Source organism: Thermoanaerobacterium aotearoense (assembly GCF_009905255.1).
Taxonomy (GTDB): domain Bacteria; phylum Bacillota; class Thermoanaerobacteria; order Thermoanaerobacterales; family Thermoanaerobacteraceae; genus Thermoanaerobacterium; species Thermoanaerobacterium aotearoense.
The window spans coordinates 870617-885649 of the sequence record NZ_CP047602.1; the positions used below are offsets into that span (position 1 = coordinate 870617).

Genomic DNA, 15033 nt, shown 5'->3' on the forward strand with positions numbered 1-15033 from the left:
ATAGTGAGGTCTTTTTTCAAAAAAACCTAAAAATATTTAATGCTATCTGACATGGTTGAATATTTCGGACAATTATTGGAAGGATTTTTGTTTACCCAAAATGGGTGGGTACAATCATATGGAACAAGGTGTGTAAAACCTCTAATAATATTTGGAGATGTAAAGCGAAAGGAGCCCATGACAGTCAAATGGATTCAGTTTGCTCAAAAACAAACTGATAAAATTGAAAGGGAATTTTAACTGGACCAATTACTATTTTAAATTGGTCATTTCCAAGAGAGGATTTAGAATTAAAAGAAATAGCATATCAAATTGCCTTATCTATCAGAGATGAGGTATTAGATTTAGAAGCGGCGGGAATTAGTATTATACAAATTGATGAAGCAGCTTTAAGAGAGAAATTGCCTATAAGAAAAAAAGAGTGGAACGACTATTTAAATTGGGCGATTCGTGCATTTCGTTTAACTCATGCAAAAGTAAAAACTGAAACTCAAATTCACACACATATGTGTTATAGTGAGTTTTCAGATATTATAAAAGAAATTGAATCTATGGATATAGATGTGATTTCTATTGAGGCGGCACGTTCAGATTTTTCAATATTAGACTTATTTAAGGAAATTAATTTTAAACCAGAGGTGGGGCCAGGGATATATGATATTCATTCACCGCGAGTTCCATCGCAAAAAGAGCTGGAAGAATTGATTGAAATTATGATTAAAAAATTGGATATAAATAAACTATGGATAAACCCGGATTGTGGTTTAAAAACAAGAGAAAACGAAGAAGCAAAATTGAGCCTTATTAATATGGTTAATGCTGCTAAAGCGATCCGAATGAGGGTAAAGAGTACATTAAATAATTGATAAATTTTATTAGCTATCCTTTTTTAGGATAGCTTTTAGTTCTTTTAAACTTGTTTTTTGTGCAAGCAATTTTTTATGGCAGCAGTAGCTTGAATACTTTTCAATGTGTGTTTATAGAGTAAAAAAATGAAATTTGCTAATTTACTGGCAGTGTACTTTACTTTTATAGTTTAAAGTAGCTTTTGATGTTTGCTATTATAAGATTAAAAATGTCGATGCGAGCACTGTAATAGGGATAGCAATCATTAATCCTATGCTTCCAGCTAATGTTTTTAATATTTCTGCTGCAATAATATCTTGGTTGATAACTGTTGAAATTGAATTTATATATGGCATAATCATAATTATTATATACATTGAGCCTCCCACATACGCAAGAATTAGAGTATTAGCCATGGTTCCCATTATATCTTTTCCTACATTTAAACCAGATTTTATCAATTCCAGTGCAGTTATTTTATGTCTTACTTCTTTTATTTCAAATATAGCTGAAGCTATTGACATGCTTACATCCATTACCGCACCCAAAGCACCCATAATAACACTTGCATAATAAATTCCTGTTAAATTAATGTTGCTGTTTTGAGTTATATTAATCATTGATTGTATCTCTTCATCTGTAAAGCCATTAACTCTTATTATAGAATTCAAAAAGATAACTATTGCCCCAGCGATAAATACGCCGCTTGAAGTGCCAATAATAGCAGATAGTGTTTTTTTGTTATATCCATTTATTATGAGTAAGTTTATTATTACTAAGATAATACATATCATAGAAGTTACTATAATTGAATTGTAACCATCTAGTATTAAAGGTATGAGAATTTTAATTATTGTATATCCAGTTATAAATAATGTAATGATTGATTTTAATCCTTTTATACCGCCTAAAAGAATTAACAAAATTATAAAAACTAAAGTTAGCTTGAATAAATATTTATCTCTTACAATTTCATAAATGTATGCACTTTTTATGTTTCCGTTAGAATCCAGATTTAAATATACAATAACCTCGTCTCCAACTTTTGCATACTCCTGATTATTGTATTGTGAAGTGCTGGTGAATCCCGCAACAAGGTTAGGAGCTGTTATTATTTTGCCTTTGTATTTTCCTGATAAAAGTTCTATATCCACATTACAATATTGAGAATTATTATTTTCAACCTTAGAACTTATTTTTATAATTTTTCCATATATTTCTCCAGTATTAATATTGGAATTATTTCTATTATCTGAAGAAACCTTTAATATTACAAATGCAATAAATAATATGGTGGTTACAATAATTATATAGAAAATTACGGTCATCATTAGATTAGCAAAATTTTTTATCATATTAAGCAATTTTACTCACCCTTTGCTTTAAATTTTCCAAATGTATATTATAAAACTACTTTTGATAACTAAGTTATTTCTTAATTCATGGTTCTCCTGTAATATTCTGTTTTACAAAAATAACAATTTATGCTTGGAAATCATAATGATTTTTATAATTTGTTTACATCTTATTAACAATTTGTACATATATTCATGATAATATTTTATTATAAATGTGCCACAATTATGACACAAATACGAGGGGGAATTAAAGTTGAACAAGAAACTATTCAAATGGAAGTATATATTTATAACTTTTGGGCTAATCAGTGTCATTATTATAGCATCTATAATGAATTTAAAAACTACTTTTGCAAATCTCACAGAGAAAAAGCCTGTTCCAAATAACGACGATCCGGGACAAAGAATACTTGTAGTCGTACCACACCCTGATGATGAATCATTGGGAATGGCAGGTGTCATACAAAAAGCTATTGAATTGAAACGCCCCATAAAAGTGGTGATTGTAACAGATGGCGAAAGCTACAAAAAAGCTGCTCAAGTCTTTACAGGCCATATCAATCCTACACCAGCAGACTTTTATAAACTTGGACTTCAAAGGCACAGTGAAAGTTTAGCCGCAATGTCTGTATTAGGGCTTCCAAAGAATGACGTAATATTTTTAGGTTTTGCTGATGGCAGCACAAGATTTTTATGGAGCGATTTTTGGGATAATGGAAAACCCAGGATTAGCGGTGGAACAAATGTAGCATACTCTCCATATAAAGATGCGTACAAACCTGGTGTTGCATATACAGGTGAAAATTTAGAAAATGAGCTGCAAGATATCATGAAGTCATTTAAGCCTACAGATATTTACTATCCTTTAGCAGATGACGTACATCCCGATCACTGGGCTGTAAGCAACTTTACAAGGTATGCAATAACAGCACTTAATCTAAACGTAAAAGAGCACATGTTTTTAGTTCACCATCCACAATGGCCTGTACCATGGTTATTGATGCCAAATGATTCTCTTTTACCGCCAACAGACATGAAAGACAGCAACACTGTATGGCAAAGTATTCCTCTTTCAAAGCAAGAAGAAGCTAAAAAGGAAGAAGCCATTAAGCAGTATACATCGCAGATAAAAGTGATGGAGCCATTTTTATTGGCGTTTGTAAGGAAAAATGAGCTTTTCGGGACAAAGCCTGTCATTACGATTCCAGAAGTTGAAACGAAACCTAATTTATACGACAAAAACATGCCTTTCTCGCTTTTAAGCATACCAGCAGGTGGAATTCTCGATCAGGAAATCTATAAAAGCGCTGATCTTACAAAGCTTGCTTCATTCTACTACGACAACCACTTGTATATAGGTGTTCAAACACTGTCACCTATATCTAAAAATGTACGATACAACATCGAAATGAGGCTGTTTTACAATAACAGCATAAAGAGGATCGATTTAGGATTGGTAAATGACAAGCTCTATCAGTACAAAAAAGCCAATAATTCGCTTCTTAAATCTATAGCATCAAGACCAATAATAGACAAAAATATATTGTGGATAAAATTGAATATTCCACAAAAACAGGACTTGCGCTATATATTCATGGGTTCTGACTCAATATACAAAGGAAGACTAATCGATAAGATTCCTTGGAATTTGTACAAATTTTAGCAAAAGCGTATACCATTAAACTATGATTTAATAAGTAATCTAATACTTATTAAATCATAGTTATACATAAAAACTTTGAAAAGCAGATTATGTACTTTAAAAGCCATGGGTATGAAACTATCACTGTGGAAGATCTTTATAATTTTATGAAGTACGGCAAAATGCTTCCAAAGAAGTCTACATTTATTACATTTGATGATGGTTATCTTGGTAATTAAACTTACGCGTATTATTTCTTTCTCTCAGAAAAGAAGGAATTTAAGCGAAAATGTAGAATAAATATAAATAATGTCAAAATATGCAGAATTAAAGATTAAAACACTATACTAAAAAAGATACTTTTATGGTTATTTGTAAATTAACATTTTTTGGAGGAGAAGTAATTTGTTGTTTAGGAAGATTGTATTCTTATTAATTATAATAGAAGTGATGCAGATTGTCACATTTCCTATGGCTGATCAGCAAAGTCAACTAAATAATATTCAAAAGTCTTTGAATGAGTATAAAACAGAACAATCTCAAATAAACAGTCAAAAAAAGGGAGTTTCAAACGAATTACAAGATTTAAATAAAAAAATTAATGATACTCAAAAACAATTAAACAGCACAGAATTAAGTCTTTATGATTTAAATTTAAAATTAAATTCTATACAAGCAGAGCTTAATAATGCAAAAGAGACTGAAAACAAACAAAGAGAGTTATTAAAAGAACAAGTGCATGCAATTTATACATGTGGACAGGTAGGTTATTTAGATATATTGTTTAATTCGAAAAGTATAGATGATTTTTTGAACAGATTAGAATTGATAAAAAGTCTTCTAAGTTTTGATAATAATTTGCTTGTTGATTACCATAAACAAACTTTACTAATTAAACAGAAAGAAAATCAGATGTTTTCTTTACAGCAAACAATAAAAAAACAAGAAAATTTTTTGCAAGATAGAAATAGAGATTTACAGTATGCATTAGTATCTAGAGAGGGAATAATGAGAAGTTTGGATAAGCGAAGTCAATATATACAAGAACAAGAAAAAGAACTTGAAAGAGAATCACAACAAATAGAGAATATAATAAGAAGTGAGCAGGAAAAATCTTTAGATGCAAAAATAAATTCAAATTCAAATGCTAAGTTAGCTTGGCCTTGTATCGGTCCAATAACTTCTCCATTTGGTTATAGAGGTATAAATCCATATACCGGGCAGCCAAATGATTTTCATCCAGGAATAGATATTGGAGTTCCTGATGGAACACCAATTCGCGCTGCTGCAGACGGAATTGTCAGTTATTCAGGTTTGATGGAGGGGTATGGCAATGTAGTAATAATTAATAATGGAAATGGAATATCTACACTTTATGCGCACAATGAAAAATTACTTGTTGTCGTTGGTCAACGAGTATCAAAGGGAGAGATTATTGCATATTCCGGGCATACAGGATGGGCTACTGGTCCTCATTGTCATTTTGGTGTTTACGTTAATGGTATTCCAGTTAATCCATTGTTATACTTAAAATGAAATACTAATTAAAAAATAAATGTTTTAGGTAACTGAGGAGATTTATCATGCTTGATAGAAAACTTATAAAAAATTTTGATTTTGTTTTATTTACATTAGCTATTATAATATCAATTATAGGAGTAATTGTAATTACAAGCGCATCTCATGTTGCGGCAACAGGCTCTTTAAAACAGACTATAACCCAGTCGGTTTCAATAGTAATAGGTGTTATCGCTCTTTCGGTAATTACACTTTTTGACTACAACTTATTATCGAATTATTCTTTACAGCTTTATATCTTAAACATTTTATTATTAGTTTCTGTTTTTTTGATAGGCAAAGAGATCAATGGTGCTAAGACGTGGATTGTATTTGGTCCAATATCTTTGGAACCTGTCGAAATATCAAAAGTTTTTTTAATAATTACGTTGGCTAGTTATTTAAAAGATAAAGATGAGATTACAAATTTTAAAGAATTAATTTATCCGCTTATTTTGGTGATTATACCTTCCATTATTGTTATATTGCAACATAGTCTTGGATCGGCACTGGTATTTATTATGATTTTTATTGGTATGATTTTTATATCTGGAATAAAGTTCAGAGTTTTTTCAGAATTAATTGGTTCTAGTATAGCAATTATGCCAATAGTGTACAAGCTATTAAAACCATATCAGAGGAAAAGGCTTTTGTCATTTATAAATCCCAACCTTGATCCTTTAGGTGCTGGATATCATGTTATACAGTCGATTATATCTGTTGGATCAGGTATGTTTTGGGGCGAGGGATTATTCCATGGAACAGAGACACAATTGTTTTTTTTACCAGAGTCACAGACAGATTTTATTTTTTCAGCGTTAAGCGAAGAATTAGGATTTATTGGTTCAGCAACTTTGATTTTACTATATAGTTTGTTACTATATAGAGCTTGGAAAATCGCATATAATGCTAAGGATAAGTTTGGAAGACTAATTTCGATTGGAATACTGTCAATGTTTGCATTTCATGTCTTTGAGAACATTGGGATGGCAGTAGGTATAATGCCGATAGCAGGGATACCTTTACCATTTGTTAGTTATGGAGGAACTTCGCTGATTGTCAATATGATGTCAATAGGTTTGCTGATAAATATTGGCATGAGAAAAAATAAAATTAACTTTTGAACAAATTTTTTAAATAAATTTTTACACATTGTTCATAATTTTTTCATAAACAAAATATATAATTATACTTGAAAGTTAAAGCCTCTCCTTGACCTCCCTTATTAATAATAGCAGCCCAATTTTTTTCGGGCTGCATTTTACTTTTTAATATTATTTTCTTACAAAAAATTAACAAATTATTAAACAATTTTTTAAAACTAACGTGTATAATTAATAGTTAAGTGCTAATTTATATTTTTCACTGGAAAGGAAGGATAGGATGAAAAAGAAATACATTGCCATTATTCTTGCTTCAGTTTTAGTTGCTGGCAGTACAGCTTATTATTTTGCAAAAGTGAAAAATGCACAGAAGACATCAGGAGCTCCATACGCCACAGTGACAAGAGGAAATATAGTCATGCATATAGACGGTTCAGGAAATCTTGATGTGGATAAAAGGGTGATAACCTTAAAAGGCAATGGAACAGTGGCAAAAGTTTATCACAAAGTTGGCGATAAAGTAAAAGCTGGTGAGTTACTTTATCAAATAGAAGACGACAATTTAAATCAGCAGGTACAAAATGCTCTTATAAGTGTGGAACTTGCTCAACAGCAGCTTGATAATGATACTAAAACATATAATAACACTGTATCAAATCAAAATATTGTATCGCCATATTCAGGAATCGTTGATAGTGTAAATGTTTCAACAGGACAAAACGTCAATCCCGGAACAACTATAGCTACAATTGCCGATTATTCCAATGCGACTGTGAGAGTGCCGTTTAATGGTTCACAAATAAACGATATAAAAGTTGGTCAGACTGCGGATATATATTTATACGATTCTTTTGCTACAGTAACAGGTACTGTGACAGATGTTTCAACGCAAGCAATACCTGTCAATGGTGCGCCGTATTACTATGTAACGGTAACATTACCAAATCCAGGTGCATTGACTGATGGAACTAAGGTGCAAGTGACAGTACATACAAGTGCTGGTGATGAAAGAGCAATTCAAGACGGGACACTAAACGTCAAAACAACTAATATAGTTTCGTCACAAATACAAGGAACTGTAGCAAGTGTCAATGTAAAACAGGGGCAGAAAGTCAATGCTGGTACAATATTAGCAACGTTGACAACTAATGTAGATGATACGGCGATAAAAAGAGATCAATTGAATCTGCAGCAGGCTCAAAACAATTACAATAATCTGCAGAGTCAGCTAAATAATTTAAGCATATATGCACCGATTGATGGTGTCATCATTTCACAAAATATAAATGAAGGCGATGAACTTGGTTCAAGTTCTTATAGTGCATCTGCAAGTAGTAACACAAGTTCAAATACAAACAGCGGTGCCAACTCCAACAGTAGTGGCAATGTTGCTGTAAGCAGCTTGTCATCATTGACAAGTCAAGCGGAGACAGCCGTAATCATTAATAATAGCAATTATTCGGTAGATGTGCCTATAGACGAAACTGATATTAGTAAGATTAAAGTTGGACAAAAAGTCACATTGACGACAGACGATTTACCTGGAGAGACTTTTGATGGAACGGTTACGGAAATATCGTCTATTCCAACAATACAAAACAATGTGGCTTCTTATGATGTAACAGTATCACTGCCTTTTACAGACAAGTTGAAGTTAGGACAAACAATGAATGCTTCGATAATAGTGGCAGAGAAGGATAATGCGCTTCTATTGCCAATTGAAGCAGTTCAAACTAATGGGAATAACAAATACGTCATATTGTACGATGAGAATAATTCTAATAATGGCGGTAGAAGAAGGAATATAAGGCAAGTCCAAACAGGCCTTTACAATGACAAATATATAGAGATAGTAAGTGGATTAAACGAAGGCGATAAAGTATTGATATTTGGTGCTGCAGCAACTTCATCAAATGGCAATAGCAATCGTACTGGTTTTGGCGGATTTGGCGGCGGCGGTAATTTTGGCAGTAGAAGCTTCGGCGGTGGAGCAGGAGGAGCTGGTTTTATAGTTAGACAACAATCTGGTGGGAATAGGAGTAGAAATTAGCTATGGAGAATAACGGCAAATTAAATAAAAATGTGATCACCATGAGAAACCTGTCAAAGATATACAAGATGGGAGACAACGAAGTAAGAGCTTTGGACAACATAAACTTAACCGTCGACGAAGGAGAATTTGTATCAATAGTAGGACCATCAGGCTCAGGGAAATCCACACTGATGAATATAATAGGGTGTTTAGACGTAATGACAGAAGGAGAATACTATCTAAACGGAAACGACACAAGCAAGCTAAATGAAAACAAACTGGCTGAACTAAGATCCAGCGAAATAGGATTCATATTCCAAAGCTTCAACCTGCTTCAAAAACTTACAGCATTAGAAAATGTAGAACTTCCAATGATATACAAAGGCATACCGGCAAAAGAAAGGTACAATAGAGCAGTAGAGCTCCTTACCATGGTAGGTCTGGAAAAAAGAATACACCATAAACCTACAGAACTATCAGGAGGACAGCAGCAGAGAGTAGCAATAGCAAGAGCCTTAGCCAACAATCCGCATCTTATACTGGCAGACGAACCAACAGGAAACTTAGACTCCCAAAGCGGCAAAGAAGTCATGAAAATAATAAAAGAATTAAACGAAAGAGGCAACACCATAATACTCATAACCCACGACATAAACGTAGCAAACCAAGCAAAAAGGACTGTAAAAATAATGGACGGCAAAATATATGAATAAAAGGAAGTGCGTAAAATGGCATTGATGCAGGCAATAAAAATGTCCTTAAAAAGCATAATAGACAACAAACTAAGATCATTTCTAACCATGCTTGGAATAGTAATAGGCGTAATGTCAGTAATAGGACTGGTAAGCTTAGGACAAGGAGCCACAGAAGGAGTAACATCGCAGATAAAAAGCATGGGTTCAAACCTAATAATGGTATCAATAATGGGCAGGGGTATGGACACATCCCTGTCCTACAGCCAAGCCATGTCAATAGGAGACTCACCGTACATATCGCAAATATCCCCAATAATGAGTGCCAACGCATATGCCAAGTACGGTGACCAATCATACGAAGAAAACATAAGCGGAGTAAACGAAAACTATGCCACACTGAGAAATTTAAAATTAAGAGAAGGTAGGTTCATACTATCAATAGACAATGACATGAGGCAAAAAGTAGCAGTAATAGGCAGTAACGTAGCCAGCGATTTGTTTGGATTCACAGATCCCTTAGGCAAAACAATACAACTGGATGGAAACAACTTCACAGTAGTAGGAGTATTAGCATCAGGAGGCTCATCAATATCAAACTCCTATGACGACTCGATATTCATCCCGATAAAGACGATGTTCGTATTCCAGCGAAACAGAGGAATAACTCAGATATACCTAAGCGCATCATCAGAACAATACGTAAACATAGCACAATACCATGTAGAAAACATGCTAAACACAATATTCAAAGGTGACACAAACGCATATAGAATATTAAACCAATCAGACCTATTATCAACAGTAAACAGCGTCAGCAACACACTGTCCATGATGCTGGGCGGAATAGCAGGCATAGCATTAATAGTAGGCGGCATAGGCATAATGAACATAATGTTGGTATCAGTCACAGAGAGGACGAGAGAAATAGGCATAAGAAAAGCATTAGGAGCTAAGAAAAGGGACATACTGCTGCAGTTCATGATAGAATCGCTGACCATAAGCGGAGTAGGAGGGATAGTAGGAGTAATCTTTGGATTTATAGCATCGTATCTGATGGGACACTTTATGAACATGACGGTAAGCCCATCAATAAACACGATATTAATATCATTCTCATTTTCCCTCTTAATAGGCTTATTCTTTGGCATGTATCCTGCAAACAAGGCAGCGGGGCTTAAACCGATTGAAGCTTTGCGGTATGAGTAAAGAATGGCAATGGAAATAAACATTAACAAAAAATATACACTTATTTAACAGTTTGTTAAAAATTTTGGGCTATAATGAATTTAAAATAAAACATAAGGAGGATTTTTTATGACAGGGAAAAGCAAAAAAATCATAGCGACTGCTGTCATAAGTACGGTTCTTTTGACATCAATAGCTTTTGCTGATACGTCAACATCATCTTCACAGGCTAATTCAAATGCCTCAACAAGCCAAACAGTTAAGACAAACAAAAAGTTTGACCCGATACAAACTTTAGAAAATCTTAAGACAAAAATTGAAGAAAAGTATAGCCAAGGCAAAATAAGCCAAGATCAAGAAAATAGTATTCTGACAAAAATAAATAATGCTGAACAAAAAATACAAGCTTTTAATAATATGACGTTAGATCAAAAAAAGCAAACACTGATTGATGATTTTACAAATATCGTTAATAATCAAGTAAAGAATGGCAAGATTACACAAGACAAAGCTAATACTCTTATTAAGAATTTTACAGATAAAGTCAATAAATGGGATGGAAATGGCTATCCGCAATTCGTTGTGCGCTATTTGAAGAAGTACATGGGTGTAGTACACGAAAAATTTAGTCCTATGGGAAGATTTAAAAAAGTGCTTGATGAAGCAGTTAAGAAGAATCAAATAACGTCGACACAGGAACAGGAAATACTTAATGAGTTAAAAGGAAGTAAAACAAATACTTCTAAAAGCACAACGACAGTAAATTCAGATGTTTCTAACACATTATGATATTAATAATGATTACAGAGGACATAACATAATTAATATAACCTCCCTATAATCTGGCAGCCTAACGTTAGGTTAGGCTGCATTTTTAAAATACAGAATCATTGTAAAAAGAGGTAATCAAAATGAGGTGTCCTAATTGTAAAAGTAAAAATGTTGGTAAAATCGGAGGCAATTTGTTTTTCTGCAGAGAATGTTTTTGTGAAATTAAAATAAGAGGCAATAAATTCATAGTAAAATTGTACGATCAGGAAGGCCGTATTAAAAAAGTACAGTACGTAACATAAAGTAAAAGGGTACACAAAGTTGTGTACCCTTTAGTTATTTGTTATAAATTATTGACATATGAAGAAATTAATTATATCATATATAATGAACATATGTTAATTATAATTTAAATGGTGATAAAATTGGAAAATGTATCTTTACAAAGTTTAATAGATTTTTTAAAAAAGACTGGTGTAAAAATCACATTAACCAGATTTATACTTTTAAAGACATTTACAGACAATCCTGATGTTCATTTTGATTTTAATAGATTGCTGAAGATTGTCAAAAAAGAAGATCCTAATTATGGTGTAGCGACTCTTTATAGAAATTTGAACATGTTGGTTAAAAAAAATATAATTTCTGTCAATACAATCAATAATGTAAAATATTATGAGATTATTACACCTCAAAAGGGCAATATTCACATACATTTGATTTGTAAATATTGCAACAATGTAGAAGAGTATTTAGGTTATGAAGTCATGCAGTTTTTAAATTTAGTCAAAAATAAATATGGATTTGATATAAATTATGGCAGCATCAATGCATATGGTATATGTAAAAAATGTAAACAAAAAGTACAAGAATAAAAATTTTAAAAAAATCAATAGTAGCATCTTTATAAAACATAAGAGCTACTATTGATAAAAGTGATTTTAGTTTTGTGTTTTTATACTTAGGCTTATTAAACCAGCTAAAATAGGTATAAATGCCATTAATAAAATTGCTGATGTAACACCATTAAAATCAATGAGTATTCCAAATAATCCTACGCCAAGACCACCTATTCCTGTCCCAAATCCAAGTGCTAAGCCAGAAGCCATTGCAGCATTTTTGCTCAGCAAACTTTGAGCAAGAATGGTAGTAATTGAGAATGATGCTAAAAGCATTGTACCTGCGATAATAAGCATTATATAACTTAGAATACCGGTTGTCAGAATAAAAATGAGGAAGAAAAAGCTGGAGAGTATTAATGAAGTGGTTAAGATCAACTTTTTGCCGTATTTATCAGCTAACATTCCTCCGATAAGGCCACCAAGAGCACCTGCAAATAGCATAAAGAAAAGCAATTTGCTTGATAAAAGGACGGACACATTTTTATGTTTTAAATAAAGAGCTAAGTATGACAACATGCCATAGTATGTTAATGAACGCAATGCAACGACAATCATGATTTTAGTAAGTTCTTTCCATGATGTGCGTAGGGTTATAAGCAAAGGTGAATATTCTTTTTTCACATTTGAAGATGATGTATTATTTTTAAGAGATAAGAACAATAAAATAAAAGCAATCAAACCTGGAATTACAAAAATAGGCGTTATTGATAAACCGTATTTTTCAACAAAGGGGACAACTGTTAGTGGAGTGAGAGCCCATCCTATGTTGCCTAATGTCACGAAAAAAGCTTGATTTGTGTTTCTTTTTTCAATGGAGCTAAATTTAGTTGTCATAGCAGATGCTTGTGGATGAAAAGTAGCAGTACCAATACCGGCAATTCCAGAGATTATTAAGAGCAATGGGTAATTTTTCATTATTCCTAATAGGCTAAGTAAGACAGCCATAAACAATGTCCCAACATAGACAAACCACTTTTGGTTTTTAACATCAACGATATATCCTATTATTGGTTGTATTAATGATGATGTTATTGTAAAGACAGATACTAAAAATCCTGCTTTGCCAGCACTAAGTCCTGCAGCAATTAAAAATGGCATAAGTGTCTGAATGAAATTCATGTAATAATCATTTACCATGTGAGAAAGAGAAAGAATAAATAATTTTGTCTTGTTTGTTTTTACAATGGTCATACAAAATTCCTCCTAGACAATAGTTAGAAATCAAAATAATAAATAAGTAAAAATTACTATTTAGGATTTTATAACTATTTATAAAAAATGTCAAGTTATTTAAACTATAAATTTTGTAGGATTTTATATCAAAGATAAATAATTAAAAATTTTTATTTTATTATTGACATATGACAAAAATACTAGTAATATATAATCAAGGAATTGGTCATAAGACCAAAATAAATTTAAAGGAGTGATAGATATGCCAAGAGGAGATGGCACAGGTCCAATGGGATATGGTCCAATGTCAGGAAGAGGTATGGGATTTTGTTGTGGTCATGGCGCTCCAGGATACATGAGTGGACATGGCATTCACAGAGGATATAGAAACATGTATTACGCAACTAAAGCGCCGTTTTGGGCAAGATATGGCAGTGCTGTGGACGAGAAATCTTACCTTAATGCACAAGCCCAATACCTTAAGGACCAACTTAAATATATAGAAGACAGATTGAAAGATTTAGATGATGACGACGAAGACAAAAAGTAACAAGTAAGTATTAAGGAAAGCTGGTGGCAATCATTGCTACTGGCTTTATTTTTTTTGAAAGTGCACATAAAAATTCATGCATAATTATTTTAATTTTTATGAATATAAATGTATCAGAATAGCATAAATGAAATTTTTATTTTTAAAAAAATTATTTTGAATAATTTATTGCATAATTAACTGACATAGTTTAAACTTAATTTTGGAAGATGTTTCATTGATACAATTTATTGTTTATATAAGGATGTAGGAGGCAATTACAATAATGTTTATTGGCAACAATAAATTAAGAAGCAGACTAAGCGTAAAAAACATACTGGAAATCCTTTTTGGCACTTTTATTTATTCAATTGGGATTAATACATTTATTGTTCATGCAAAACTTTTAAGTGGTGGTGTATCGGGGATTTCCCTAATTGTGCAGTATTTGACAGGACTTCCTGCTGGATATACGATTTTCATGCTTAATATACCATTGCTTATTTTAAGCTACAAAAAAATCGGTTCTCGATTTACTTTTTATACGATATTAGGTACAGCATCTCTATCTTTATTTCTGGTATTAACTCAGTTTTTAGACAAATTAATCAATTTTGACGATCCGATATTGTTATGCCTTTACGGTGGTGTACTTACAGGTGCAGGCATGGGAATAGTTTTTGCTAATCACGGTTCTACTGGTGGACTTGATATAATATCTGTTTTAATGAAGAAAAAACATGAAAACTTTGAGATAGGCAGAACAAACCTATATATTAATTTTTTTATAGTCTTAGCTGGAGCCTTATTTATAGGACTTAAAAGTGCTTTATACACACTTGTTTCCATGTCAATAAATTCCTTTGTGCTTGATAAAACGATAAATGGTTTTAACAGGCGAAAGATGCTTTTTATAATTACAAATGAAGAAGAAAAAATTAGCAATGCAATCATGAACGATTTAAAAAGAGGTGTTACGTTTATTCAAGCTGAAGGCGCATATACAAAGACCAATCGCAGAATACTGTATTGCGTTGTATCACTTTCGCAGATTCCATATCTTAAACATTTAGTTTACAGCATTGACAGCAATGCATTTATATCAATATTAGACGTTTCTGAAGTAAGAGGGAAAGGATTTATGGATGATTTATTTTAATAAAATTTCATTGTTGAATATTTAACAAAATAGGTATATAATTTTATTATAAATACTAAGCCCAAGGGATTTACTGAGGGC

At 32.3% G+C, this 15033-nt stretch carries 16 protein-coding genes; 14 read left to right on the forward strand and 2 right to left on the reverse strand.

The features are described 5' to 3' along the window. The first annotated feature begins 51 nt into the window (after positions 1–51). Positions 52–240: a hypothetical protein gene (locus GSH73_RS13850; RefSeq protein ID WP_267889025.1), complete on the forward strand. Its 189-nt coding sequence runs from the start codon at positions 52–54 to the stop codon at positions 238–240. 14 nt (positions 241–254) lie between these two features. Next, positions 255–866 (forward strand): hypothetical protein, encoded by a 612-nt coding sequence (locus GSH73_RS04380; protein ID WP_267889042.1) that lies wholly within the window; start codon positions 255–257, stop codon positions 864–866. 195 nt (positions 867–1061) lie between these two features. On the opposite strand, the gene GSH73_RS04385 is transcribed toward GSH73_RS04380, so the two are convergent. Next, positions 1062–2201 (reverse strand): YibE/F family protein, encoded by a 1140-nt coding sequence (locus tag GSH73_RS04385; protein ID WP_038069116.1) that lies wholly within the window; start codon positions 2199–2201, stop codon positions 1062–1064. A gap of 256 nt (positions 2202–2457) precedes the next feature. Here GSH73_RS04385 and GSH73_RS04390 point away from each other — a divergent pair, with 256 nt between their 5' ends. From GSH73_RS04390 to GSH73_RS04430, 10 genes are all read left to right on the forward strand, one after another. Beyond that, on the forward strand, positions 2458–3867 hold the full coding sequence (locus GSH73_RS04390; RefSeq protein WP_014759213.1) for a PIG-L deacetylase family protein: 1410 nt from the start codon (positions 2458–2460) through the stop codon (positions 3865–3867). Positions 3868–3956: 89 nt separating this feature from the next. Continuing rightward, entirely contained in the window at positions 3957–4085 is a 129-nt protein-coding gene (locus GSH73_RS13685) for a hypothetical protein (RefSeq protein ID WP_267889024.1), read from the forward strand. A 169-nt stretch (positions 4086–4254) separates the two neighbouring features. Beyond that, entirely contained in the window at positions 4255–5382 is a 1128-nt protein-coding gene (locus GSH73_RS04400) for a murein hydrolase activator EnvC family protein (protein ID WP_152528720.1), read from the forward strand. A gap of 47 nt (positions 5383–5429) precedes the next feature. Next, complete coding sequence (rodA, locus tag GSH73_RS04405; protein ID WP_014759211.1) at positions 5430–6527, forward strand: rod shape-determining protein RodA; 1098 nt, start codon at positions 5430–5432, stop codon at positions 6525–6527. A 259-nt stretch (positions 6528–6786) separates the two neighbouring features. Next, the gene (locus GSH73_RS04410; protein ID WP_014759210.1) at positions 6787–8556 is read left to right on the forward strand and encodes an efflux RND transporter periplasmic adaptor subunit; all 1770 of its coding nucleotides are present in this window, start codon (positions 6787–6789) and stop codon (positions 8554–8556) included. 2 nt (positions 8557–8558) lie between these two features. After that, on the forward strand, positions 8559–9251 hold the full coding sequence (locus GSH73_RS04415; protein ID WP_014759209.1) for an ABC transporter ATP-binding protein: 693 nt from the start codon (positions 8559–8561) through the stop codon (positions 9249–9251). A gap of 15 nt (positions 9252–9266) precedes the next feature. Next, complete coding sequence (locus GSH73_RS04420) at positions 9267–10439, forward strand: ABC transporter permease (protein WP_014759208.1); 1173 nt, start codon at positions 9267–9269, stop codon at positions 10437–10439. Between the two features lie 108 nt (positions 10440–10547). Next, entirely contained in the window at positions 10548–11207 is a 660-nt protein-coding gene (locus GSH73_RS04425) for a hypothetical protein (RefSeq protein WP_014759207.1), read from the forward strand. A gap of 122 nt (positions 11208–11329) precedes the next feature. Next, positions 11330–11491: a hypothetical protein gene (locus tag GSH73_RS13410; RefSeq protein WP_014759206.1), complete on the forward strand. Its 162-nt coding sequence runs from the start codon at positions 11330–11332 to the stop codon at positions 11489–11491. Between the two features lie 114 nt (positions 11492–11605). Beyond that, positions 11606–12064, forward strand: coding sequence for a Fur family transcriptional regulator (locus tag GSH73_RS04430; RefSeq protein ID WP_084215000.1), 459 nt, complete (start codon positions 11606–11608; stop codon positions 12062–12064). A gap of 66 nt (positions 12065–12130) precedes the next feature. Here the strand turns inward: GSH73_RS04430 and GSH73_RS04435 are convergent, their stop codons facing one another. After that, the gene (locus GSH73_RS04435; RefSeq protein WP_014759204.1) at positions 12131–13282 is read right to left on the reverse strand and encodes an MFS transporter; all 1152 of its coding nucleotides are present in this window, start codon (positions 13280–13282) and stop codon (positions 12131–12133) included. Between the two features lie 244 nt (positions 13283–13526). Here GSH73_RS04435 and GSH73_RS04440 point away from each other — a divergent pair, with 244 nt between their 5' ends. Together GSH73_RS04440 and GSH73_RS04445 are read left to right on the forward strand one after the other, a co-directional pair. Beyond that, positions 13527–13814: a DUF5320 domain-containing protein gene (locus GSH73_RS04440; RefSeq protein ID WP_014759203.1), complete on the forward strand. Its 288-nt coding sequence runs from the start codon at positions 13527–13529 to the stop codon at positions 13812–13814. A gap of 265 nt (positions 13815–14079) precedes the next feature. Beyond that, positions 14080–14952: a YitT family protein gene (locus tag GSH73_RS04445; RefSeq protein ID WP_014759202.1), complete on the forward strand. Its 873-nt coding sequence runs from the start codon at positions 14080–14082 to the stop codon at positions 14950–14952. Positions 14953–15033 lie beyond the last annotated feature (81 nt).